The sequence below is a fragment of the Vaginella massiliensis genome, from assembly GCF_900089075.1.
Taxonomy (GTDB): domain Bacteria; phylum Bacteroidota; class Bacteroidia; order Flavobacteriales; family Weeksellaceae; genus Weeksella; species Weeksella massiliensis_A.
In genome coordinates, this window is sequence record NZ_LT593746.1 from 449,086 (window position 1) to 474,136 (window position 25,051).

A 25,051-nucleotide genomic window follows, 5' to 3' on the forward strand; every position below is an offset into this window, starting at 1 on the left:
TGAATCATTATTTCTTTTTGAGTTTTACCGTGAAATGACGCAAGATTGGTGCTTCCCATTCGATTTCGTATCCCGATTTTATTTCATCTCGACGATCATAAACATTTTTTAGCGCCGTGGCGATGTAGTCCAAATGATTCTGAGTATAAGTTCTTCTCGGGATTGCCAATCGCAACAATTCTAACTTCGGATAGCGATTTTTTCTCGTTTCGGGGTCTCGATCCGCCAACAAAGTTCCTATTTCTACCCCTCGAACTCCAGCTTCTTTGTACAACTCGATGCCCAAGGTCTGCGCCGGAAAATCTTCGCGCGATAATTGCGGATAAAACTGTAAGGCGTCTACAAACACAGCATGTCCTCCAATAGGATATTGGATAGGAATACCAAAACTTCGCAACTTCTCACCCAAATATTCTACTTGCGAAATTCGAGCGTGCAAATAATCGTATTCGGTAGCCTCGTCCAATCCTTGTGCTAAAGCACCCAAATCTCTACCAGCCAAACCTCCGTAGGTCAAATAACCTTCGTAGATGATTCCAAAATTACCAGCTTCTTGGTAAAGTTTTTCATCGTGCATTGCCAAAAAACCGCCAATATTCACCAAGCCATCTTTCTTAGAAGACATCGTCATCCCGTCTGCATAAGAAAACATTTCTTTTACAATTGCTTTGATGCTCTGGTCTCGAAACTCTTCTTCTCTTTGTTTGATGAAATAAGCATTTTCGGCAAATCTTGCTGCGTCGAAAAAAACTGGAATGCCGTATTGATCTGATAATTTTTTTACCGCTCTAATGTTTTCTATCGACACCGGTTGCCCGCCAGAAGAGTTGCAAGTCACCGTAATCAAGGTCAACGGAATGTTTTCTTTTCCATGTTTTTGGTAAAGATTTTCCAACTTTTTCAAGTCAATATTTCCTTTGAAAGGATGTTCTCTGTCTACTTCGAAAGCTTCATCTATGGTGCAATCTACGGCATGCGCTTTACGAAATTCTATATGTCCTTTGGTCGTGTCGAAATGGGTGTTTCCGGGTATAATGTTGCCTTCTTTTACCATCACCGAAAACAAAACATTCTCGGCTGCCCTACCCTGATGTGTCGGAATCAAATAGGGAAATCCAGTGAGTTTTTCTATGGTATTTTGCAGCTTCTGAAAAGAACGAGACCCGGCATAGCTTTCGTCGCCCAACATCATTTCGGCCCACTGCTTATCAGACATGGCGCCTGTTCCGCTATCGGTCAGCAAGTCGATGATGACTTTATCGCTTTCTAAATTGAAAAGGTTGAAATGTTTTTCTTCGATCCAACGACTGCGTTCTTCGCGTGTAGAGAATTTGATTTCCTCAACCGTTTTGATGCGGTAGGGTTCTATAAATGGTAATTTCATTTTGTTGTGTTTGATGTTTTAAATTTAACTGAATTTTATTCATTTTTAAGTAGTTTCGTAGAAATCTTTTTTATGACTTTTGATTCGCATCAATTTTTGACTTCAGACCACAGCCGAGAACCTTTCGAACATTGTAGCGTTTGTGGCGAAAGCATCGTAGGAAAAACCTATATTGTAGAAAAAGCATACCAACGCAATTATGTAGATCGGGAATTGATTACCGTGTTCGAATTGGTGGTTTGCGACCCTTGTCGTTTGCAAATGAATCAAGATATTTCGAATGAGTCGAAATCCAATATACAGCAATTCATCACCGAAAAAACAACCGTTATCGAAAATCGTTTTGCAGAAACGCAAACATCCCAATCAAAGCAACATGCTCGTTGCATAATCACAGAAAAACCAGTTGAAGATTGCGACGAATTTCAGGTTGTTTTCATTCATCAACCAAATTTTCACTCACAATTTCCGATGTTTATCTCGGATGATGCCATCGAAATGTATCAGGCATTGCTATCGGATCATACCAAAGGTTTTTTCGATGATTTTATGGACAATATCGGCGGCTTGCCTCCTGCGCTGGAAGATTTGTTTAACTCCAAAAAAACTTTGTTGGTGTTGTAAATTCCTTCAGACCAAAATTATAACAAAGGCGCCAACAAGCGACACAAAGAAGCTATCGCTCTCGAAACCACCGAGATAGACTTCCACTGATCATAGGTAATTTGCTTGGTGTGCAATAAATCGGCATCGAATTGCCTTTGAAGTTTTGCGATGGATTTTTCGTCATAAAAAACGGCTGAAATTTCGAAATTGATAAAAAAACTGCGATTGTCCAGGTTCACCGTCCCCACAAAAGCCAGCTTGTCGTCTACAACAATTGTTTTGGCATGCACAAAACCTTTTTGGTACAAATGCACGTTTACGCCACGCTTCATGAGGTTTTTCAGGAAAGAAAGTGACGCCTGTTGCACGATAAAAGAATCGCCTTTTTCGGGTAAAATAAGATTAACTTCCACTCCGCTCGAAACGGCAATCAACAAGGCTAATTTAAATTCTTCGGAAGGAATGAAATATGGCGTGGTGATGCAAACTTTTTCTTTTGCCAGCGTAATGGCCAAAATCATCGATTCCATTGCCGAAGGCACATCGGAACCTGGCGAAGAATACGAAAACCCGATTACAGAGCGCACAAGTTTTGGGCATGCAACCGCTTGTTTGGGAAAATGATAAGCTTTATTTTCAATCGGATACATTTTGCCGTCTGTCATCGACCAACTGAGCCAAAACTGAAACTCTAACATGTCGACCGATTCGCCTCGTACGCACAATGAAGTGTCTCGCCAATAAGTCTTATTATTTTTGTGATACGACTGGGTATTGATGTATTTATCTGAAATGTTGATACCACCTACAAAGGCAATTTCCGAATCTACAATCATTATTTTCCGGTGATTGCGATAATTAGAATTTGCCAAAGAAGAAAATCGAACGGGCAGAAAGGTTTGGTACTGCAACAAACTATCTTTGAAGAGTGTTTTGGCTTTTCTATTGAGTCTTGGTGATCCAAAATCATCTACAATAAGACGAACAATCACGCCCTGCGCTGCTTTTTCCAACAAAATTTCGATTATTTGGCTACCGATAAGGTCGAATTCGAAAATGTAATATTCTAAATGGATATGATGTTTCGCTGCGCGAAGCGTTTCTAAAAATAGCGGGAATTTTTCTTCTCCGTTGATCAAAACTTCTATCTCGCTGTTGATGTACGAAGGCGAAGACTTGCTGTGGTACAGGTACTGAAAAACTTTGCTAAAACTCCCGATGCGTTGGCTTATAAGCTCGAGGTTGTCGCTGTTTACAGAACTTATACTTTGCCAATGATTTCTGATTTGTTTGCGTTGTTGGGCATCTATTCTCGATAATGTTTTTTCTTTATTGAATTTCTGACCGAAAAAGAAATACAAAATCAGTCCTACAACCGGCACAAAGACAATGACCAAAATCCAAGCAATGGTTTTTTCGGGTTTTCTGTTTTCTATGAGAATGGCGAGAATTACAAACACATAGATAAGCGAAATCGGAACCCAATACCACTCCACCAAAAACTGCCAAATCTGATGTAAAATTTCTGAAATCTCTGCCAAAACATCATCTCTTGATGCCCTAATATAAAAAAAACTCATCACAAGGACGAGTTTTGTTTTGTATTCTTGGCAAACTGTTTTGTTTACTCTACCACTAAAATAAAATAGTTTTTCTTTCCTTTTTGCAACAACACATAGTGGTCTGCGATAAGATGAGTAGCATTCAGCACAAAATCTTCTGCCACTTTTTCTTTGTTCACCGAAATAGAATTTGCCGTAAGCTCTCTTCTGGCTTCTGAATTCGATTTTAGGAATCCTGATTTTTCTACCAAAACCTCAACCATTGGTATTCCGTTTTCTAATTCTTCTTTCGCAATTTTAGCTTGTGGCACGCCCTCGAAAACAGAAATAAAAGTCTCTGCGTCTAAACTTTTCAGATCCTCAGAGGTTGATTTGCCAAACAATACCTGCGATGCTTTTTCTGCTTTGTGCAGTTCGTCTATCCCATGAACCAAAATGGTGATTTCTGTTGCCAATTTTCGTTGTAAGGCTCTCAGATGAGGTTCTTGACGATGTCTTTCGATCAAATCTTCGATGCTTTCTTTGTCTAAAAAAGTATAAATCTTAATATATTTTTCGGCATCTACATCTGCCTGATTCAACCAAAATTGGTAAAATTTATACGGAGAAGTACGGTTTTTGTCCAACCAAATATTCTCTCCTCCTTCAGATTTTCCGAATTTGCTCCCGTCTGCTTTGGTGGTTAACGGACAGGTAAAAGCAAAAGCTTCCCCTTGTACAGTTCTGCGAATGAGCTCGGTTCCGGTGGTGATATTTCCCCATTGATCCGAACCTCCCATTTGCAATTTGGCTCCCAATTCTTGATAGAGGTGCAGATAGTCGTAACCTTGAATCAATTGGTATGTAAATTCGGTGAACGACATCCCAACACTCGATTCAGAAGACAACCTCGATTTTACAGAATCTTTTGCCATCATGTAATTTACGGTGATGTGTTTTCCTACCTTACGGGCAAAATCGATGAAAGAAAAGTCCTTCATCCAATCGTAATTGTTAACCAAAATGGCAGAATTTCCATTTCGACCGTCGAAGTCTAAAAATCGTTCTAATTGCGATTTGATTCCTGCAACATAACGCGCCAAAGTTTCTTCGTCCAACAGATTTCGTTCGGCACTTTTGCCTGTCGGATCGCCAATCATACCCGTTGCGCCACCAACCAAGGCTAACGGACGATGCCCATGGCGTTGTAAATGCACTAACAAGAAAATCGGAACCAAACTTCCCACGTGCAGAGAATCTGCTGTAGGATCAAATCCAACATAACCGGTTGTCATTTCTTTGTCGAGTTGCTCACTTGTCCCTGGCATGATGTTGTGGATAAGACCACGCCATGTCAATTCTTCTAACAATGCATTCATAATCTTTAGTCTATTATTGGCTTGCAAAGTTAGACATTATCTTCTAAAACGTTAGCATTCTACCTCAAAAGTGTGTTGTAGCGTTTTGATTATCCTCGTTATTAAATCCGTATTTTTTTGGTTCAAAATAGAAAGCAGCACATGGCGCAATAGCTTTTTTTGTTTCGAAGTTTTGATTATAGAATATTTTTACAGCTTTTAGGACTTAAAATTTTAATTATTTCGCGGTTAGTCCTATTTTCGTACTATGATTTTTGTAACCGGTGGAACAGGTTTGGTTGGTGTGAATTTGTTGTTGCGTCTTACAACACAGTATGCGCATATTCGTGCATTGAAACGAAAAAATTCTAACCTCAATACCGTGAAGGATTTTTTCGAAAAACACGGCGCTGGCGAACGTTACCAACAAATCGATTGGGTCGAAGGTGATCTGCTCGATGTAACTTTTGTTGAGGAGGTTTTACAAGACGTCGAAACCATTTTTCATGCTGCAGCTTTGGTGAGTTTCGACAATCGCCTCGACGACGAAATCATTGCCACAAATGTTACCGCAACCGAAAATCTGGTGAATGCAGCCATCGAGGCAAAGGTAAACGATTTTGTTTTTGTGAGTTCTATCGCAACCTTAGATGATCTCAATCCGCTTACCAAAATGTTGGACGAAAATTCTGCATTCAATCCAAATAAAAAACATTCGACCTATGCTTTATCAAAACTTCGTGCAGAAATGGAGGTTTGGCGTGGATCACAAGAAGGACTGAATGTGATTGTGGTGAACCCCTCTATCATCATTGGCAGTTTGGACGGCAAGCGAGAAAGCGAACGCATTTTCAGGAATCATTTCACTAATCGTTATGCGCCAGCAGGTGGTTCTGGGTTTGTTGATGTACGCGATGTCGTGGCTATTCTTCTCGAATTGCATCAGAAAAAAATTTATAATCAGAAATTCATTTTAAACAGCGAAAATGTGTATTATTTCGATGTGCTGAATCGAATCGCTGAAAAATATCATCAGAAAACCAAAAAAGTTCCAAACTCGCTTTTGTACGGAATTCACAAAATATCACAACTAGGAAAACCTTTTGGATTGCCAAATCTAGATAGAGGAACCTTGAAGGCCATTACAACCTTGACGTCTTATGACAATCATAAAATAAAATCGACCTTGCATTATGATTTTATTCCAATAGACGAGGCGTTGGACTATCATTTTGAACATTATAAACAACTAAAACTATAATTTTGTTCCATGGAAAATCAATTCGTTTCACCACTATCAGACAACCTTATTCTTACTGCCGGAAGCGTACAATCGCAGAGTCCATCGAATATCGCTTTGATCAAATATTGGGGCAAAAGAGACCAACAAATCCCAACCAATAGTTCGATAAGTTTTACGCTCACGAATTCTTATACGGAAACAGAATTGAAGTACGAACCCAAATTTGGGAATGATTTCGATGTAAAAGTTTTTTTGGAAGGAGAATACACCGAAAGTTTTGCGCCAAAAATCTTGAAATTCTTTGAACGAATCGAAGCTTACGTTCCTTTTTTACGCGCTTTCAGCTTCGAAGTACACACGCACAATTCTTTTCCGCACAGCTCTGGCATTGCCTCTTCGGCTTCTGGCATGAGTGCATTGGCAAATTGCCTGATCAAAATCGAAAGAGAATTGGGTGCCCAATATTCTGAAAAAGAAGCACACCGCAAAGCATCGTTTTTGGCTCGATTGGGCTCGGGAAGCGCTTGCCGATCGACTTACAAAGGTTTGGTCGAATGGGGTAAAAATGATTTTATGATTGGCAGTTCTGATTTGTATGCGATACGATTGGACGACAACCAGATTCACGAGGTTTTCAAGACGTTTCGCGACACTATTTTGTTGATTCACGAAGGGCAAAAATCGGTTTCGTCAACCGTAGGACACAATTTGATGAACAATCATCCCTACGCTGAAAAACGATTTGAAGTAGCAAATGACAACCTGAAAAAACTGTTGAGCATCTTAAAGTCTGGCGACCTAAAAGCTTTTGGCGAATTGGTAGAACACGAAGCTTTGACGCTGCACGCCATGATGATGACTTCGCAGCCAGCCTTCATTTTGATGAAACCCAACACCGTTGCCGCCATAGAAAAACTTTGGCAATACCGAAAAGAAACGGGCAAACACCTTTATTTCACCTTAGATGCTGGTGCCAACATTCATTTGTTGTATCCAGAGCAAGATGCAGCTGCTATCGAAGAATTCATCGAAAATGAGCTGAAACAATATTGTGAAAAAGGAAATTATATCAAAGACAAAGTGAGTTTTTAACTCACTTTTTTTGTTTTACAACGCTGTATTGCTTTATTGGTCTTCGTTGAGCAAATTTGTTTATCTTTTCATATACCTGAGCACCAAATAACTCAGCCCAGTCAAAATGCACATTATAATCTGAAAATAATTATAATCTGTTTTCGATTGGATTATTTCGCCCAAAATGTCGAACAAAAAGAAAATCAGAAACAAAGCAAAGAGACCATTTTTTTCTTTCATCAAAACTCTTTTCCAACTGAAAGGCGTATCAGGCTTTTTGAAGTTTTTGAAATTAGAAATAAAGGCTGGTGATTTTTCGGCCCATTGGGTATATTTTTCTCCCAATTTGTTTCACAAAAATTGTTCTTCGGCGTACATAAATCTTTCGTAATAAACCCAGTAGAATAGACAAAACGCAACGATAAACCAAAAATTTCCGGTTAGCATGGCGGGAGCAATCCACATCAAAAAGTTACTGAGATAGAGCGGTTGTCTTACCATCGAATACATTCCGGTGGTATTCTACGTGTCTGCAATTTGTCCTTCTTTTGTATTTCTTCCAGAGGTGTTTTTAGGCGCATGCCTTACCGTTTAAACTCGCACAGCCAGCCCCAAAAGTCCGATGAAAAGAGCCGTCATTTCGTAATAAATTTCGTATGGCGTATTTTCTAAGAAAAATTTTCGGGATAAACCTCCGTCCTCACGTAAAGGATGATCCTGATGGATAAAATGATTAAAGGCAAAAAGCTTCTGTGTTTGAATAGCCAATTTCCCTGTTTTTCTAATTTTTCTTGTAGTGCCATTTTTATAGCTTTATAAAATTATTTTGTTTCGAAGCAACTATTGTGGCAATATTGCAAGAATCAATTATTATTTTTTGATGTAATCGAGAAGAATTTAAAACCTCCTAAAACAAAGAAGCTCAACATCGTTTAAGCTATTTCTTTTATTAAAAAATAGCCTACATTTCTTTTAATTCGACCTTCAAACTTTCTTCCCAATGAGGGATTGCTAAACGGTAAGTGTTTTTTATTTTTGACTTATCTAGCAGGCTATAGGCTGGGCGTTTTGCTGGAGTTGGGTAAGCCGATGTCGGAATCGGATTGATCTGGATCGACGAATTGGTGAATTCTTTTATTTTAGAAGCAAATTCGAACCACGAGCATTTGCCCTCGTTCGAGTAATTGAAAATTCCGTACGTTAGCTCTTTATGACTTAAGATATCCAAGATTGCTTTTGCCAAATCTATTGCATTGGTTGGCGAACCAATCTGATCGTTGATGATGCCAATTTCTGATTTTTCATCAAAAAGGCGCAGCATGGTTTTCACAAAATTATTTCCGAAACGCGAATAAACCCAAGCGGTACGAAGAATGATGGTTTTTGGATTGGAAGCCAATGCAAAGTGTTCGCCCGCAAGTTTGGTTTTGCCGTAAACCCCAATCGGATTGGTTGGGTCTGATTCTAATCTTGGCGTTGCAACGCTTCCATCGAACACATAATCGGTGGAGATGTGCACCAACGGAATGTTGAATTGTTTTGTTTGTTCGCCCAAAATTTTAGTTCCAACTGCATTTACACGATACGCATTGTCTCGGTTTTCTTCTGCCTTGTCTACAGCGGTATAAGCGGCGGTATTGATGACGATGTCTACCGGATTTTCTTGAAAAAACTGTTTCACTAAGGTCTCGTTCGTAATGTCAAGTTCTTGTGAAGTTTTAAAATAAAATTCAAAATCAGGATAATCCGTTGACACCAAATGAATTGATTGCCCCAATTGACCATTTGCACCCGTAACCAAAATTCTTTTCATCGCCAATTGCTTTTGAACGTTTCGAAACTTTGTGCTTCTCGGTCTTTTTCGGATAAAATCATCTGATCGAACGGAATTTGCCAATCGATTGCCAGATCTTCATCTAAAGGATTCACGCCGTTTTCTGACGATTTGTTGTACCAATTATCGCATTTATAAAAAAAAGTTGTCGTCTCTGATAATACCGAAAAGCCATGCAAAAATCCTCTTGGGATAAACAATTGTTTTTTGTTTTCTGCGGATAGTTCTACGGCTATCGATTGCCCAAAAGTGGGTGAATCTGGACGCGCATCGACTGCAATATCGAGCACTTTGCCTTCGATGACGCGTACCAACTTGGCTTGTGCGTATTCACCAGCTTGCAAATGCAAACCTCTGACAACGCCATATTGCGAACGCGATTGGTTGTCTTGCACAAAGTTTGGGGTAAAGCCCAAAATGCTTGATAATTTCTCTTGGTTATACGACTCGAAAAAATAGCCTCGTTGATCTTCGAAAACCTGTGGTTCTAAAATAAAGCATCCTTGGAGTGAAGTTTCTATTCCTTTCATGATATAAAAAAGCCACTAATGACTTAGTGGCTCAAAAATAATTAAATTTTTTTTATTATTTGATTCCTAATTCTGCTTTTACATCGTTGAACATGTCGTATCCTCCCCCAAAGTAGATTACCGCACTTTCTTGTAAAACGTATTTGATGTTTTTCTTTTTAGCAGCTGCAGCAATTGCTTTGTTTGCTTTTTGATAAACTGGCTCGAATAGTGATTTTTCTTTGTCGATCATTTCTTTTTGAGCGGCTTCTCTGTAAGTTTGAATTTTTTGTTGCAAAGTTTGCTCTTGCTCTTGGTATTTTTTATCTGTCAAGATTTTTTGTGCCTCTTCTGGAGACTTGCCTTGCAACTCTTTTTGCGCTTGCTCGTAAAGCGTTCTTAGTTGACCTTCGAATTTCTCGATTTCGGTTTTATGTTTATTTGCTAATGCTTCAAAATCAGAATTGGCTTTCTTGTATTCTGGCATTGCGTCCAATACTTTATTATAATCAACATGCGCTACTTCTTGTGCAAATGTTACGAGTGTTCCGAAAACGAACATTGATAATAAAGCAAAAAATTTCAAATTTTTCATATTCATAATTAATTGTATTAAACTTTAATTGATATTTCGATTATTTTTTAATGGCTTTGTTTGTATTATTTCTATTGTTGATGGTGGTTTTGGTATTGTTTCGATTATTGGTATTATTAGTAGTGTTGTTTGTTGTTTTGGTATCAAATTTTTCGGGTACTAGAATTTTTAAAACCTCTCTACTGATATCGAATCTTGGGTCGGTGTAAACCATGATGAGGTCGCTTCCTTTGTCGAAAACAAAACTATAGTTCAACCTGTCTGCTACTTGTTTGGTTGCGTTGTAAATCTGGTCTTGTATGGGTTTCACCAAACTTTTACGCAAATTTAGCAAATCGCCTTCTGGACCATATCGTTTGTCTTGTAAAACGCGAATATTGTTTGACTCTTCGTCTATTTTAGCTTGTTTAGCTTTCACTTGTTCGTCTGTCAACAAGATTTTCTCTGCCTCGAATTCTGCTTGCATTTTTTGCAGCGTTTCTTTTTTCAATTCCAATTCTTTTTGCCAAGCTTCTGTTTGTCTTTTCAGACTACTTTGGGCATTGGTATAAGCTGGATAGTTGTTCAAAATATATTCGGTATCGACATAACAAAAGCGTTGCGCCGTTACCACATTCGATAGACCTATAAAAAGAAGGACTAAAAAAATCAACTTTTTCATATGTGTCGTGTTATTTCGAAAACTATGCCAAATATCTTTAGAGTTTTGGCGAATTTAATAAATTTAAAATGATTGACCAATAATAAAATGGGTTTGCCAACCAGATGGTTCTGTACTGCCAATTGGCCTGTCGAATCCATAACCGAAATCGAAGCCTAACATACCGAACGCTGGCATGAAAACTCGAACACCTAAACCAGCAGAACGTTTCAGTTCGAATGGTTTGTATTCGCGTGCGTTTGACCAAGTGTTTCCTGCCTCTGCAAAAGTAAGGGCGAAAATCTTAGCAGTCTGACTCATGGTGATCGGATAACGCAACTCGAACATGAATTTGTTGTAAATTGCTCCTCCACCGTTTGGCGTGATATCGCTTCCGGTTTGCCCTCCATAATTCGATGAATCTTCATATCCCCGTAGGGTTACAATTTCCCGACCATCGAATCGTTGTTGCATCAATCCTGTTCCTCCCAAATAGAATCTTTCGAACGGTATGGTGCCAATTTTTTGATTGTAGGCTCCTAAATATCCAAATTCACCTCCAATCTTTGCAACCAATTTACCTGCAAGTTCTTTGTACCAATATGCCTTGGTTTTTATCTTGTAATACTCCAACCACTTGATTTTCTCTTGTGGTTCTATTGTGGTATAATCTTTATTGTTGATCAACGAATAAGGAATGGTAAACGTTCCCGAAACGCTGAATTCTGATCCGCCTTGTGGGAAAACAGGGTCTGGACCAGCAGAGTTTCTAGAGAGTCCGATGGTATAATTCAGGTTGTTCGATATCCCTTCAGAGTATTGTACTCCGCCTATAGAGAACAAATTATAGTTATGATAATCGTATCGCTGATAAGCAACCGAGTGGCTTAGACGGAAATAATCATCGGGCCAAGTGAGCAATTTGCTGATGCCGACATTCGCTCCTAAAATATTGAGTTTAGTGCGTTCACCATTCAGATTTTGCGAACTTGCATCACGGAAATTGTAGCGTGAGTAATAGAACGATGTCGAAAGCGAGGTTGGTCGCTTGCCACCAATCCATGGTTCAACGAAAGAGAAACTATAATTTTGGTATCCATATCCGGCTTGAGCACGTAGCGACAATTGTTGTCCGTCACCCATCGGAACTGGTTTCCAAGCTTCTTTGTTGAACATATTTCCTATCGAGAAATTCCCAAAGGTCAATCCCAAGGTTCCGATGAAAGTTCCTCCACCATAACCACCTTGCAGCTCAACTTGCGATGCCGATTTTGGTGCTACTTTCCAGTTAATGTCTACTGTATTGTTTTCGTAATTGGGCTGAACGTCTGGAGCGATTTGCGTTGGCTCTAAGTAATTGGTCGCTGCCAATTCGTAAACCGTACGTTTGATGTCGGTTTTCGAAAAAAGATTCCCTGGCTGGGTACGCAATTCGCGGTATAATACGTGGTCGTGCGCCTCGGTATTTCCAGAGATTGTAACGCGGTTGATGGTGGCTTGCGTTCCTTCGTGAATTTTAATTTCGAGATCGATGGTGTCGTTCTGAATATTTTTCTCGATCGGAATGACTTGCGCAAACAAGTAACCGCTATCCATGTACAAGGTTTGGATGTCGTCATCTTTTTCTGATCCGGATACTTTTTTACCGATTCCTACCGCATCGTATCGGTCTCCTTCTTTGTAAGAAAACACGCGCGCCAATTGCTCTGATGTATAAACAGAGTTTCCAGCAAACGAAACTTTACCCAGATAATACGGACGTCCCTCGTCTACCTTGACTACAATTTTCACGTTGTTTTCGTCGAGTCTTATAATGCTGTCAGAGACAATTTTGGCATCACGAAAACCTGCCGATTTGTATTTCTCAACTACTTTTTTTAGGTCTTCTTGGTATTTTTCGTCGATGAGTTTCGATGGTTTAAAGAAGTTAATCGAGCGGCGTTTGGTGTCTTTCATTGCCTTGCGCAATTTTCGATCAGATAGTTCTTGGTTTCCTTCGAATTCAATGTTTTTTATTTTTACTCGTGGTCCTCGATCTACTACGACTTCGATATTTTCTTTTTGATTATCGGCAACCGTACGGTTGAATTTGATTACGGGTTCTGGATAACCTTTCCCAAGGTAATAGTCTTGGATATTGTTTCGAGTCTGATTCAACAAATTGTTGGTGATTTTCACACCTGGGTTCAATTTGTTTTTCTTGATGATTTCTTCTTTTTGTGATTTTTTGATTCCCGAAATATTGATTTGTTGTAGCTCTGGCAAGCCCATCAGATTCAACTCCAACACCACCTCGTTCCCTTGTACCGAAGAAATATAGATGTTGATATCCGAGAACATGTTCGAGCGCCAAAGTTTTTTCACGGCGTTGTTGATTTTGGTGCCCGGTATTTCGATTTCGTCGCCCAAAGAGAATCCAGCAAATCTTAAAATTTGATTTTTACTGAATTTGGTATCGCCGGTAAGGTTTACATCTTTTAGAATATAAGTTCTCACGGCGTTCAAATTATTAAAATCTTGACTTTGTGCGGTATAAAAGTCAGGCTGAATGGTATCGTTTACTTGTGCATTCACCAAGCTAAGATACGCACCCAACATCCACATTGTCCAAGTTATTTTCTTCATACTTCTATATAATTCTAGTAGACTAGATTAATTGTTCACTGATTTTTCCGAAACGTCTTTCTCTGCCTTGGTAATTCAACACGGCTTCATATAGGCTTTCTTTGTTGAAATCTGGCCACAAAATTGGGGTAAAATACAATTCGGCATAGGCAATTTGCCAAAGCAAAAAGTTGCTAATTCTGGTTTCGCCACTGGTTCTAATCATCAGATCTACCATTGGCAAATCACTGGTATACAACGAAGAAACAAACAACTCTTCGTTGATCTCTTCTAATTGTATTTCGTTGTTTTTATATTTTGATGCGATTTTTTTGGTCGCTTCTAAAATCTCTTCTTGCGCACCATAATTGAGTGCGAGTGTCAGGGTAGAACCTGTGTTGTGTTGGGTGAGTTCTATCCCTTTGTTCAATTCTTTTTGGGTAGCATTTGGCAATTTGCTGATGTTCCCAATCACATTCAATCGTACGTTGTTCTCGTGCAGCTCTTTTATTTCTCGCTGAATTGTTTGTGACAAAAGCGTCATGAGCAACGAAACTTCTGGTTTCGGACGCTTCCAATTCTCTGTAGAAAAGGCATATAGCGTAAGGTACGGAATTTTCAGATCACGGCAAGCCTCGATAGCAGCTCTTACTGCTCCCAAAGCATTTTTGTGCCCGAAGGTTCTTTCTTTTCCGTTCTTTTTTGCCCAACGACCATTGCCGTCCATAATGATGGCAACATGCTGAGGCACTTTCGTTAAATCTATATGTTCTAAAATCTCACTCATTAATTACAATAACATGGTGGTCGACCAAAAGCATAGGTTAAAGATAGACCTGTAAAAACATACCAATCGGTGTTCGAAATATTACCTATGGTCTTATATTCACCGATTACGCCTCTCAGCGAACCGTCTTCATTGTAAATATTATCGTTAAAAGAGTAGGCACTCAAATCCAATCTATCGGTATTGGTATAGCGAAATCCTACCTCTGCTGCTATCACCCAATTGTATCCTACTTTCAATTTATACCCAGCGCCTACTGGAAAAGAGAAATTGGCTACTGTTTTCTTACGCGTATCTATCCCAACGGGTTCTATTACATTTCCGTTTTCATCAACTATGACTGTTTCTCTATAGTAAACTTCGTTTTCGCGAGAGCTAAAAGCACCAATACCTGCAAATATGAAGGGTGAATGGGCATTGCCTTCGTCGTTGATCGGAAAGAAGTTATATTCAAACAACAGCGAACCTTCTGCAATATTATTTTTGAAAAAGGCTTTGCGCTGTCTTTTGTATAACTGACCCGAGTTCATATCATGATCGTTTACCTGCGCATAGCTCAGTCCCAATCGAAATCCCATGTGCGGATTGAAGTTGAAACGGTACAGAACTCCACCAACAGCGGGCACTCCCAATTTTCCGTTTTTTAGTCTTGACGGTATTGGATTGATATAATTTTCACTTCCGATATCTGATATTAGGTTTGCTCCACCTAAAAAGAGACCGAGCTCGTGCCTTTGTGCGAACAACGACGTTGTACTAAGCAACATAATCAATGCAATAATGTAGTTCTTCATGTCTTATATAATAGAATAGTCGTTGTTTATATTTTGATTTTGAACGAGCAAATATAAACAAAACTGATTTCAAGATAATTGATTTAACAAAAATTAAGAAGAAATATTGCGTTTAATTTCGTTTATCTGATCCCCAAAGCAATTTTTCGCGTAAGGTTTTGTAATAATTCGGATCATTCGTCTCAACAATATAGATATAAAAATCCGCCTTTTTTATGGTGATTTCTACCGAAGTTGGCAAAGCTAAATTGCGCGAATCCAACGACAGAAAATATTCCTCGGCACGGCTTTTTATTTTCAGGTCGATCACATTATGGTCGTCCAATATCAAAGGGCGAACATTCAGGTTGTGAGGAGCAATAGGCGTTACGATAAAGTTTTCGTTCGACGGATGCACAATAGGACCGCCGCAACTCAACGAATAACCCGTAGAACCCGTTGGCGTAGAAACGATGAGTCCGTCTGCCCAAAACGAATTCAGAAACTCGCCGTTTACCCAAGAATCTACGGTAATCATCGAAGTGGTTTCTCTACGAGTAACCGTAATTTCGTTCAGAGCAAAATTGTGTTCCAAATCGATTGGATCATCAGAATGAATGGTCAATAAACTTCTGGGAACCAATTTGTATTCGTCTCGAAAAATATTTTCTAATTGGTCTAAAAAATAATTTTTGTTGATGGTCGCCAAAAATCCCAAACGTCCGGTATTGACCCCAACTATCGGGATACCACTTTGCTGAATGTACGTTATGGCATTGAGGATGGTACCATCGCCGCCAAAAGTGAACATGAATTTTGCCGACTTGTCAAGCGATTCGTAACTATCAAACGTTTCGATCGCCGATAAATCGCGCTCGGTATAGTTGGTTAAAATCGTTCTGAATTGCTCTTCGATGCAATAATCTACCTTTCGACTTTCTAAAAAAGATAAAAAAGGATCTACGATATCGTGCAAAGATGTGCTTGTTTTCTGACCAAATAATGCAACTTTCATCGACTAGAGTTCGTTTTTTTTATAGATTGATGTATTTGAGCAATTGATTGTAACGATCGGTCATCAAGCCGGTTTTTTCATCGTTGTAATATTTCTGAATCACCTGATAACCATACCGTTCCAAGGTTTCGCCAATCGATAAAATGTTTTCTGATCTGACTTTGATCAAAACCTTCGAGCGATCTTCTTCTTGCCCCAAAATAAAAACCCCCAGCAATTTGCTGTTGTGCGACTCCACAATATTGGCAATTGCCGCAACAGACAGGTCTACCGTTGGGATGGTGAGCAACATTTCTGCCCCAGCCTCTTCCATAAACAAGGTGGTCGCAATACGATCCATCACATCACTCTGCAAGATGGTTCCCAAATATTTTTCTTCACTATCGAGCACTGGTACCATATTGGCATGGTGCTGATGCATCATTTTTATCGCGTCCAAAACCGTGTGCGCATTGCTTACGTAAAACTTTTCGGCAAAGTTTTCATAATCCGAAGCATCATCATAACTCATATCCAACAAATCTTCTTCGGCAATGTTTCCAATGAATTTCATTCGGTCGAAAACAGGAATATGGGTTAATTTTTGATCCTGAAGCAACTGCAAAATCTCCAAAGCGCCCTGTTTCTTTTTTGCAGGAATAAAATCAGCATTCAAATATTCGGTCGTGTACATGGGACAAAGGTAATTATTTTAATTGATTGCGCTGTTTTTTCGGCATGCCTTTCACTACACAATCATACGAATGATCGATAAGCGAATAAACAAGCGCAGGTTCTATCGTATCGGCTACACAAATTGTATTCCAATGTTTTTTACTCATGTGATAGCCTGGCGTGACGGCTTCGTACCGCTCTCTAAGCTCGATTGCGTAATCTGGATCGCATTTGAGATTGATTTTGAGCGGAATTGAATGGAGGTTGGAAAGGCAAAATATTTTGCCCAAAATCTTAAATGTTAAAACCTCATCGTCGAAAGGAAAATCTTCTGTAACCCCTGATTTTTGCAAACAATACAAGCGAATTTCTTCTATGTTCATCTTGGACTGAAATTTGATAAGAAATGTAAGTAAAAATTATGTAATTTTGCATTGAATTTCAGAACTATATGAAGAATCCTTTATTTTACGCAAAAATTCTTTTGTTTGGTGAATATGGTATAATCGAAAATTCTAAAGGCCTGACCATTCCTTTCAGTGATTACAACGGCGTTTTGAAATTCGATGCTTCCGAAAATTCTACAGAATCCAATCAACACCTCAAACGTTTTGCCCAACATTTGGATCAACATTTTGCGGCTGAGTTCGATACCAAGAAATTTCTAGAAGACGTAGCACAAGGCATGCACTTCGATTCCAATATTCCGCAAGGTTATGGTGTAGGAAGCTCTGGCGCCTTGGTTGCGGCGATTTATGATAAATATGCGGTTGATAAAATCGACATCGACCAACAATTATCCAAAGAAAACATTGCCAAACTGAAGAAACTTTTTGGGCAAATGGAATCTTTCTTTCATGGCACAAGCTCTGGGATAGACCCGCTGATTTGTTACATGAAAATACCGTTGCTAATTCAATCAAAAGACGACATCTCGACCGTTGGGATGCCCGCAGCGAAAGAAGGCAAAGGAGCAATCTTTTTGATCAACTCTGGAACACCTGGAGAAACAGCCCCGATGGTACAAATCTTCTTCGACAAACTGAAGAACGACGGCTTCAGAAAAACACTCAAAGAAGAGTTTATAAAATACAACAACGCCTGTATAGATGACTTTGTCAAAGGCGAATACAAAACCTTGTTTTACAACCTCAAGAAGCTTTCTTCTTGGGCATTGGAACATCTACAACCCATGATCCCAACAAAGGTAATGGAACTATGGAAAACTGGCATCGAAACCAATTCGTACTATTTGAAACTTTGTGGTTCTGGCGGCGGAGGCTACGTTTTAGGTTTTACAGAAGATTACGAAAAAGCATTGCCTTATCTGAAAAATTTCAACACCGAGATTGTGTACCGATTCTAAAAAATTATGAGAGATGTATTCGTAAAGATAATTGCACTCTTCAATGTCGTGCGAGGGTACAATCTCATCATTTTGGCATTAGCTCAATACCTGGCTTCGTTGTTCATTTTTGCACCCACAACCAATCACATGCAAACCTTGTTGAACCCGAAACTCAACGGGATAATTTTTGCATCTGTACTGAGTGCTGCTGCAGGTTATATCATCAATAATTTTTACGATTTAGAAAAAGACGAAATCAAGCGTCCGTTGCTCGCTTACCTCAACAAAAAAGTATCACAAGGCTTCAAACTTCGGTTCTACCTGTTCCTCAACGCGTTGGCGCTTGTAATTGCAGCCCTTGTTTCTTGGCGAGTGTTGGTATTTTTTGCGCTGTATCAATTTCTGGTATGGGTCTATAGCCACCGTGCCAACCGAGTGGTCTACATCAAAAATCTTTTCTCGGTTCTCATTCGGGTCATTCCTTTTTTTGCGCTATTTCTTTTTTTCGAAAATTATTCTTGGAATGTTTTTTCTCACGCAGGTTTTCTTACAGCGCTACTTTTCATCACCGATTTGGTCAAAGATTTGAGTTCGCAAAAGGCAGATGCAATTTACGGTTATCATACTTTGCCACTGGCATACGGCGAACAACTTACCAAAATTGTCTTCTGCATCGGCATTCTCATCGCGATCGGATTTGCCGCTTACCTCGTGAATACACCCGAAATTGGCTGGATGAAATATTATTTATACAGCACTTCTATCATCCTCATCTTCATCGGATTTATTATTTTCAGAATTTCTTCTATACAAGATTATAAAATCTTACATTTGATTTTCAAGGCGTTGATTGTGATGGGTGTGATAAGTATTATTTTCATCGAAATAAAACCCCTAACTTTGTAACCAATTGTATACAGCCGAACATACAATTTTTTAATACCAAAATTTTAATATGAACGCAAGAGATAACCGATCTTCTAGAAATAATAAAAATTCGAATCCAAAATCGAAAGACAATCGTAAACCATCGACTTCCAACTCGACCTTCGGCAAACCGAAATCGAGCAATTACAAAGGTAAAGATGTGTACAATGTTTACAACAAAAATCGTTTTGCAAAACGCTTGCAAACTCCACCAAAAGACGATGGCACCATAAGATTGAATAAATACATTGCCAATGCAGGGATTTGCTCTCGCCGCGAAGCAGACGAATACATCGCAACAGGTGTGGTAACCGTAAACGGAAATATCGTAACCGAAATGGGATACAAAGTGCAACCTGGCGACGAAGTGAAATTCGACGGGAAAAAGATCACGGCAGAAAAAAATGTCTATTTCATCTTGAACAAACCCAAAGGATACATCACCACCTCGAAAGATGAAAGAAACCGAAATACCGTGATGGATTTGATGGCAGATGCCACAACGGCTCGCATCTTTCCAGTTGGGCGATTAGACAGACAGACCACTGGCGTGCTTTTGTTCACAAACGATGGATTTTTGACCAAAAAACTCACGCATCCGAGTTACGACGTCAAGAAAATATACCACGTAACCCTCGACAGAAAATTGACCAATCAGGATATGGCCGAAATAAAAAAAGGCATCCGCCTGATTCCTGAAGGTGTTGCAATGGTAGACGACATCAGCTTTATCGAAGGTGAACCACACAACCAAGTTGGCTTGGAACTCCATATCGGTTGGAATCGCGTTGTGCGTAGAATTTTCGAAAAATTGGGGTATACAGTAGAAAAACTCGATCGTGTATCATTTGCCGGACTTACCAAATCGAAGTTGAAAAAAGGCGAATTCAGAGCATTGACCCAACAAGAAATCAATTATTTGAAAATGATATAATAATTTTCGAAAAATCTCGTCTTATAAGATGAGATTTTTTATCTCGAAACATGAAGTCATTGTTCGCAATAAAAATTAATACCAAATGAAAAAAATAGCACGTTACTTTATCTTATTGCTTGGTCTTGTCTCTGTTACTGCCTGCATGGAGTATAATATAGAAAATGATTTAGAATCGTCTACTGTCGAAGCTCACTCTATTACGCTTGACGGGGAGAAATACTATATCAAATCAGAATACTCGCCCAATCCACTCAGATTAACAATTACGGAGGGCGAGAAATTGAACAACGCTTGGGTACACCTTACAGGCTACGATAAAGACAGCAAAAAACAGCTTGCCATAGCGGTTTCGATACATTATGATCGAGAAAAAGGAATCACCGGAAATTATATAGCAAAAGAAAACGCTGAGGGCGAAACGATTTTCGAACATGGGGACTATGACTTGTTGAATAGTTTTTACAACCTTCGCGATACTGAAAGTAGCACAGAAGATAAAGGCTCGAAAGGAAAGGGCACTTTTTACATAGAAGATAAGGGCAACAAAGAGTACAACGTGAAATTTGATTTTGAATACAAGAACGGAAAAAGAGCTCAAGGAAATATCACTGGAGAATTTTCAGTAGAATAAAAAGCGACTCTGCCGAGTCGCTTTTTTGTTTATTTTAATCATTAAAATTATCCTAATAAGAATCTTCCGCTCGTTCGCCTCTTACAATTGCCAAAGCCGAAGACGTCCCGATTCGTTTCACGCCCAGCGCAATCATCTGCTTGGCTTCCTCTATATTTCGTACTCCGCCAGAAGCTTTCACAGGCAACTGTCCAGCGTTTTCCAACATCAGTTTTATCACGTGTTCGTTTGCACCGTTGGGTTCGCCATTTGGCGTTTGGTAAAAGCCTGTAGACGACTTCACAAAGACATTCGACACCTCGTCGGCGCCAATTTTTTCTTCTACAATTTTTCGAATCAGTTTTGTAATTCCTACGATTTCTTCATCGGTAAGTGCAGCAGTCTCGATGATCCATTTTACAATTTTTCCCTCTCGTATTGCAATGCGAGTACAGGTCTCTATCTCTTCCGAAACCTTTTCTAAGTTGCCTTTTTTGTAAGCAGTATAGTCTACCACAAAATCCAATTCGTCTGCACCGTCTGCAATTGCTTTCTGGGCTTCGCGCATTTTTTCGTCTAAGGTGTAATCACCTTCTGGAAAACCAATTACCGTTCCCAGTTTTACAAGACTCGATTGCGAATCCAAAATTTCGCGTACCGAGCGCACATAATCTGGACGAATCATCACGGCGTAGAATCCGTTTTCAATTGCCTCTTGCGTCAATTGGTGCACTTTCTCTAAAGTCTCTGAATTAGATATTCCTGCTTGCTCTGGTGTTTTAAGATAAGTTGAATCTAAGTAATCTTTTACACTCATTGTTTACCATATTTTATAAAGAATGATTTTATAAGAAATTACAAAATCTTCAAAACCATCCGCCTTCCTTAATTCCTATTAAAAGCAAATTTAAGGCTAATTATGCTAAAAATAGGAAAATGATCGCTTGGTCCACCCATATATTTTTTACCATCATAGGTTCTGATTGGGTTATTTCGCTCATTATCAGGCAAATTCAACAATGGATTTGGGTTGAATATTTTTGATGTTTGCCATCGAATTGAATGCGATTTCGATACAAAACTTTTCGAAAACAACATTTGATCAAAGATCAGCCATTGTTTTTTATACACCAATGTCCCAGAACTGAATCGCATCATTTTCACAAACGGATTGAAGAGTTCTTTTTTTACGAGCTGACTTTCTACTGCGCGTGTTTGCAAAATATCAATCAGATTCGAATTGGTTGGCGTATCGTTGAAATCACCCATTATCACCAGGTTAGCATCGGCGTCTAGCTCAAAAATTTGGTCTATTTCGCTACGCATTCGTTGCAATAGCAAAGCTCTTTTGTGAAGATTGAGCGCTGCGTCTCGCTTAGACGGAAGATGTAAAACAAAAAAATAAACAATCTCATCGCCCAACTTGGTTTTTACCGTCAAAATATCTCGGGTATAACTTCGCAAACCATTTGCATCTTTGAAAACCAATCGCAAAGGTTTTGAATGCAAAATCTCCACGAACTCTTTTTTATACAAAAAAGCCACGTTAATTTTCCGTTCGTCCAACGAATCGTAAAACACATAATCGTACCGCTGGTTTTTGAGTTTTGGATGGGTGATAAGATCTTCTAAAACCGATTCGTTTTCTATTTCGGCCAAACCAATTACCGCAGGAGATTGATTGGTTTCTTGTCGACCGATATGATACAAAACTGTAGAAATCTGTGTAAGTTTGTGGGCGTAACGCGAATCGTTCCATTTTTGCTTATTTCCTATAATATAGGATGGTTGATCTGTCGAAAAATCGTGCCGTGCATAAAAATTTTCGACATTATAGAAAGCAAAAGTTAGATGATTCAAAATAGAAATTTTATATTAAGCTAAGATTTATCCCACAAGCGTAACCATGCGGTGATCTCGCAACAAAGATAAAGAATATGACAGTACAATACATCTTCGAGCTATTTGGGGTTTTTGTTTTTGCCATTTCTGGTGCTTTAGCTGGAAACGAACGGCAGAAACACGATTGGTTCGGCATTGCATTCTGTGCCTTTGTAACGGCAATTGGTGGCGGTACCTTACGCGATCTTTTTCTGGGTAGCAAACCGCTGGTTTGGTTCGATGATATGAATATCATTTATGCGGTGTTTGCAGGCATTCTCTTTACCGGTGTGTTTTACAAAACATTCGACAAATGGCGTAAAACCCTAGTGCTTTTCGATACGCTTGGTTTGGCATTGTTCACGATTGTGGGCTTGGAAAAAGCGCAAAGTTTTGGTGCAAATAATTTCATTGCGGTGCTCATGGGTATGTTTACGGCTGTGATGGGCGGCGTGCTTCGCGATACGCTCATCAACAAAACTCCACTAATTTTTATGGAAGAAATCTACGCAACGGCTTGTATCGTAGGCGGAATCCTGTATTTGTTGCTCGATGGTTTTGGTTTGGATCGTAACCTCAACTTCATCATCTCGGGCTCTGTCATCATCGCCATTCGATTAATCACCGTGAAATACAACATTTCCTTACCTAAATTTTACAAAGAATGATTATTAAAAAATTCGATTCCTCTATTTGGACTGGCCGTTTGGACGAAGAAGATGGACTAGGCGGACTTCGCTTACATCAAATCATCACAGAATATACCGCAGAGCTTGCGTGTTCGAAAGTTTTGGTCGGATTTGAATCTGATGAAGGTGTAGCGCGAAACAAAGGCCGAGTTGGCGCCAAAAACGCCCCAAATGAAATCAGAAAAGCCTTGGCAAATTTGCCTGTTCATTTTGACCACGAAAAAACAAAAGTTTCGGATTACGGAAACATTGTTTGCGACGATAAAATGCTCGAAATGGCGAGAGAAAAACAAATTGAAATCGTTTCGAAAATCATTGAAAACAATCAACTACCCATTGTTTTGGGAGGTGGTCACGAAACTGCTTTGGGCAACTTTCTTGCCCTCGCAAAACACGCTCCTTCGATTACAATCATCAATATCGATGCGCACTTCGACCTGCGAAAACCCAACCCTATTTCTACCTCTGGAACGCCATTCTACGAAATGCACGACTATTGCAAAAGCAACAACATGCCCTTTCAATATCTCGTGATCGGGTTGCAAGAAAATGGAAATACGCAAGCACTTTTCAATAGAGCAGATGAGTTTGGCACCCAATACATCATGGCCGATGAAATTCACGCCAACCTCAATCAGGTTTTAGATCAACTCAAACAATTTATCGCCCAAAACGACACAATTTATCTAAGTTTGGATATGGATGTTTTCGACGGAGCCTTTGCGCCTGGAGTAAGCGCGCCAAGCATCAACGGCTTGACTCCTTTCCAGGTGAAATACCTCATCAAGCTGTTGTTGAATAGCGGAAAAGTGAAGTTGTTTGATGTGGTAGAACTCAATCCGACCTACGACATCGATCAAAGAACAGCAAAACTTGCCGCTCAAATGGTGAACGAAATCATAAAATATTTATATTAATCAAAATATTGTAACCTTTTGCGAGTTTCATTCGTATACCATAGAACAGTCGAATGAAATAGTTCGATGAAATGTGTTGGTTAAAATAGTATTTATTAATTAACTTTTTATAAGGTCATTGTTCAATGAGACAGCTTAAAATCACCAAACAGGTTACGAATCGCGAAACCGCATCATTAGACAAGTATTTGCAAGAAATTGGTAAAGTAGATTTAATCACAGCAGAAGAAGAGGTTGAATTGGCTCAACGCATCAAGGCTGGTGATCGAGTAGCATTGGAAAAGCTAACCAAAGCAAATTTACGTTTTGTGGTGTCGGTAGCAAAACAATATCAAAACCAAGGATTGAGTTTACCCGATTTGATCAACGAAGGAAACTTAGGTTTGATAAAGGCTGCACAGCGATTTGATGAAACACGAGGATTCAAATTCATCTCCTACGCAGTTTGGTGGATACGTCAATCTATCTTACAAGCTTTGGCTGAACAATCGCGTATAGTACGTTTGCCACTCAACAAAATCGGATCGATCAACAAAATCAATAAAGCTTATGCTTTGTTGGAGCAAGAACACGAACGTGCCCCATCGGCTGAAGAAATTTCAGAAGTTCTAGACATGTCGGAAAGCGACGTAAAAGAATCATTGAAAAACTCGGGTCGCCACGTATCGATGGACGCTCCTTTGGTCGAAGGAGAAGATTCTAACCTTTACGATGTTCTCAACATTGGCGAATCGCCATCTCCAGACACGCTTTTGATGATGGAATCTTTGAGAGTAGAGATCGAACGTGCCTTGCAAACGTTGACACCAAGAGAAGCAGATCTTATTCGATTGTATTTCGGGTTGAATGGTCAACATCCCATGACATTGGAAGAAATTGGTGAAACGTTTGATCTTACCAGAGAACGTGTGCGTCAGATTAAAGAAAAAGCAATCAGAAGATTGAAACACACTTCAAGATCTAAAATCTTGAAAACCTATATCGGGAAATAATTTTTAGATTTATTTAATGACTAAGCAATCCTTTTGGGGTTGCTTTTTTTTTAAATATCCATTTCAATGATGAAAAAATCAAAAATATACAATCGGCTATACCAACAAAAAACAAAGATTTTTCTGCTGACTG

General features: G+C 39.3%; 28 protein-coding genes. 10 read left to right on the forward strand and 18 right to left on the reverse strand.

Translation table 11 applies throughout. The features are described from left to right. Positions 1–7: 7 nt before the first annotated feature. On the reverse strand, positions 8–1,384 hold the full coding sequence (locus tag BN8061_RS03325; protein ID WP_068596477.1) for a tryptophanase TnaA: 1,377 nt from the start codon (positions 1,382–1,384) through the stop codon (positions 8–10). Positions 1,385–1,456: 72 nt separating this feature from the next. Between BN8061_RS03325 and BN8061_RS03330 the strand changes: the two genes are divergently transcribed. Next, complete coding sequence (locus BN8061_RS03330; protein WP_068596479.1) at positions 1,457–2,008, forward strand: hypothetical protein; 552 nt, start codon at positions 1,457–1,459, stop codon at positions 2,006–2,008. Between the two features lie 17 nt (positions 2,009–2,025). Here BN8061_RS03330 and cls read toward each other — a convergent pair whose 3' ends face one another. After that, positions 2,026–3,570, reverse strand: coding sequence for a cardiolipin synthase (cls, locus tag BN8061_RS03335; protein ID WP_068596481.1), 1,545 nt, complete (start codon positions 3,568–3,570; stop codon positions 2,026–2,028). Between the two features lie 44 nt (positions 3,571–3,614). After that, on the reverse strand, positions 3,615–4,910 hold the full coding sequence (gene tyrS, locus BN8061_RS03340) for a tyrosine--tRNA ligase (protein ID WP_068596483.1): 1,296 nt from the start codon (positions 4,908–4,910) through the stop codon (positions 3,615–3,617). 247 nt (positions 4,911–5,157) lie between these two features. Between tyrS and BN8061_RS03345 the strand changes: the two genes are divergently transcribed. Together BN8061_RS03345 and mvaD are read left to right on the forward strand one after the other, a co-directional pair. Beyond that, the gene (locus tag BN8061_RS03345; RefSeq protein WP_068596486.1) at positions 5,158–6,150 is read left to right on the forward strand and encodes an NAD-dependent epimerase/dehydratase family protein; all 993 of its coding nucleotides are present in this window, start codon (positions 5,158–5,160) and stop codon (positions 6,148–6,150) included. A gap of 9 nt (positions 6,151–6,159) precedes the next feature. Continuing rightward, the gene (mvaD, locus tag BN8061_RS03350) at positions 6,160–7,224 is read left to right on the forward strand and encodes a diphosphomevalonate decarboxylase (RefSeq protein WP_068596487.1); all 1,065 of its coding nucleotides are present in this window, start codon (positions 6,160–6,162) and stop codon (positions 7,222–7,224) included. 60 nt (positions 7,225–7,284) lie between these two features. Here the strand turns inward: mvaD and BN8061_RS12135 are convergent, their stop codons facing one another. The 13 genes from BN8061_RS12135 to BN8061_RS03405 all read right to left on the reverse strand — a co-directional run bounded on the left by BN8061_RS12135 (position 7,285) and on the right by BN8061_RS03405 (position 17,000). Continuing rightward, the gene (locus tag BN8061_RS12135; RefSeq protein WP_235802674.1) at positions 7,285–7,551 is read right to left on the reverse strand and encodes a hypothetical protein; all 267 of its coding nucleotides are present in this window, start codon (positions 7,549–7,551) and stop codon (positions 7,285–7,287) included. A 6-nt stretch (positions 7,552–7,557) separates the two neighbouring features. Beyond that, positions 7,558–7,716 (reverse strand): hypothetical protein, encoded by a 159-nt coding sequence (locus BN8061_RS12140; protein ID WP_317038972.1) that lies wholly within the window; start codon positions 7,714–7,716, stop codon positions 7,558–7,560. A gap of 81 nt (positions 7,717–7,797) precedes the next feature. Beyond that, on the reverse strand, positions 7,798–7,974 hold the full coding sequence (locus BN8061_RS12145; protein ID WP_235802675.1) for a hypothetical protein: 177 nt from the start codon (positions 7,972–7,974) through the stop codon (positions 7,798–7,800). Between the two features lie 193 nt (positions 7,975–8,167). Then, positions 8,168–9,019, reverse strand: a complete 852-nt coding sequence (gene rfbD, locus BN8061_RS03360; RefSeq protein WP_068596489.1) for a dTDP-4-dehydrorhamnose reductase — start codon at positions 9,017–9,019, stop codon at positions 8,168–8,170. Then, positions 9,016–9,570 (reverse strand): dTDP-4-dehydrorhamnose 3,5-epimerase, encoded by a 555-nt coding sequence (gene rfbC, locus BN8061_RS03365; protein ID WP_068596492.1) that lies wholly within the window; start codon positions 9,568–9,570, stop codon positions 9,016–9,018. Before rfbC ends, rfbD begins: the two co-directional genes overlap by 4 nt. Before the next feature lie 55 nt (positions 9,571–9,625). Further along, the gene (locus tag BN8061_RS03370) at positions 9,626–10,144 is read right to left on the reverse strand and encodes an OmpH/Skp family outer membrane protein (protein WP_235802676.1); all 519 of its coding nucleotides are present in this window, start codon (positions 10,142–10,144) and stop codon (positions 9,626–9,628) included. 40 nt (positions 10,145–10,184) lie between these two features. After that, positions 10,185–10,805, reverse strand: coding sequence for an OmpH/Skp family outer membrane protein (locus BN8061_RS03375; RefSeq protein ID WP_068596497.1), 621 nt, complete (start codon positions 10,803–10,805; stop codon positions 10,185–10,187). 63 nt (positions 10,806–10,868) lie between these two features. After that, a complete protein-coding gene (gene bamA, locus BN8061_RS03380; protein WP_235802677.1) occupies positions 10,869–13,409 on the reverse strand; it encodes an outer membrane protein assembly factor BamA in 2,541 nt (846 codons plus the stop codon). Between the two features lie 22 nt (positions 13,410–13,431). Then, positions 13,432–14,175: an isoprenyl transferase gene (locus BN8061_RS03385; RefSeq protein WP_068596500.1), complete on the reverse strand. Its 744-nt coding sequence runs from the start codon at positions 14,173–14,175 to the stop codon at positions 13,432–13,434. Then, complete coding sequence (porG, locus tag BN8061_RS03390; protein ID WP_094745841.1) at positions 14,175–14,969, reverse strand: type IX secretion system protein PorG; 795 nt, start codon at positions 14,967–14,969, stop codon at positions 14,175–14,177. The genes BN8061_RS03385 and porG overlap by 1 nt, the downstream gene beginning before the upstream one ends. Positions 14,970–15,081: 112 nt before the next feature. Next, entirely contained in the window at positions 15,082–15,963 is an 882-nt protein-coding gene (locus tag BN8061_RS03395) for an NAD kinase (protein WP_068596504.1), read from the reverse strand. 19 nt (positions 15,964–15,982) lie between these two features. Continuing rightward, positions 15,983–16,636 (reverse strand): CBS domain-containing protein, encoded by a 654-nt coding sequence (locus BN8061_RS03400; protein ID WP_068596506.1) that lies wholly within the window; start codon positions 16,634–16,636, stop codon positions 15,983–15,985. A 13-nt stretch (positions 16,637–16,649) separates the two neighbouring features. Further along, positions 16,650–17,000 carry an MmcQ/YjbR family DNA-binding protein gene (locus tag BN8061_RS03405; RefSeq protein ID WP_068596508.1) on the reverse strand — a complete coding sequence of 117 codons (351 nt, stop codon included), beginning with the start codon at positions 16,998–17,000 and terminating at the stop codon, positions 16,650–16,652. A 68-nt stretch (positions 17,001–17,068) separates the two neighbouring features. On the opposite strand from BN8061_RS03405, the gene BN8061_RS03410 reads away from it, so the two are divergent. From BN8061_RS03410 to BN8061_RS03425, 4 genes are all read left to right on the forward strand, one after another. After that, entirely contained in the window at positions 17,069–17,983 is a 915-nt protein-coding gene (locus tag BN8061_RS03410) for a mevalonate kinase family protein (protein WP_068596510.1), read from the forward strand. 6 nt (positions 17,984–17,989) lie between these two features. Continuing rightward, a complete protein-coding gene (locus BN8061_RS03415) occupies positions 17,990–18,871 on the forward strand; it encodes a geranylgeranylglycerol-phosphate geranylgeranyltransferase (protein ID WP_068596513.1) in 882 nt (293 codons plus the stop codon). A gap of 49 nt (positions 18,872–18,920) precedes the next feature. Next, positions 18,921–19,826, forward strand: a complete 906-nt coding sequence (locus BN8061_RS03420; RefSeq protein ID WP_068596516.1) for a pseudouridine synthase — start codon at positions 18,921–18,923, stop codon at positions 19,824–19,826. A gap of 85 nt (positions 19,827–19,911) precedes the next feature. Then, on the forward strand, positions 19,912–20,460 hold the full coding sequence (locus BN8061_RS03425; protein WP_154662239.1) for a hypothetical protein: 549 nt from the start codon (positions 19,912–19,914) through the stop codon (positions 20,458–20,460). Between the two features lie 52 nt (positions 20,461–20,512). Here the strand turns inward: BN8061_RS03425 and deoC are convergent, their stop codons facing one another. Continuing rightward, a complete protein-coding gene (deoC, locus tag BN8061_RS03430; RefSeq protein ID WP_068596520.1) occupies positions 20,513–21,256 on the reverse strand; it encodes a deoxyribose-phosphate aldolase in 744 nt (247 codons plus the stop codon). A gap of 68 nt (positions 21,257–21,324) precedes the next feature. After that, complete coding sequence (locus tag BN8061_RS03435) at positions 21,325–22,299, reverse strand: endonuclease/exonuclease/phosphatase family protein (RefSeq protein ID WP_068596522.1); 975 nt, start codon at positions 22,297–22,299, stop codon at positions 21,325–21,327. A gap of 77 nt (positions 22,300–22,376) precedes the next feature. Here BN8061_RS03435 and BN8061_RS03440 point away from each other — a divergent pair, with 77 nt between their 5' ends. The 3 genes from BN8061_RS03440 (at position 22,377) to BN8061_RS03450 (ending at position 24,918) form a co-directional block, all read left to right on the forward strand. After that, the gene (locus BN8061_RS03440; RefSeq protein ID WP_068596524.1) at positions 22,377–22,988 is read left to right on the forward strand and encodes a trimeric intracellular cation channel family protein; all 612 of its coding nucleotides are present in this window, start codon (positions 22,377–22,379) and stop codon (positions 22,986–22,988) included. Continuing rightward, the gene (gene hutG, locus BN8061_RS03445) at positions 22,985–23,926 is read left to right on the forward strand and encodes a formimidoylglutamase (RefSeq protein ID WP_068596526.1); all 942 of its coding nucleotides are present in this window, start codon (positions 22,985–22,987) and stop codon (positions 23,924–23,926) included. The genes BN8061_RS03440 and hutG overlap by 4 nt, the downstream gene beginning before the upstream one ends. 125 nt (positions 23,927–24,051) lie before the next feature. Continuing rightward, entirely contained in the window at positions 24,052–24,918 is an 867-nt protein-coding gene (locus BN8061_RS03450; RefSeq protein ID WP_068596528.1) for a sigma-70 family RNA polymerase sigma factor, read from the forward strand. The last annotated feature ends 133 nt before the right edge of the window (positions 24,919–25,051 follow it).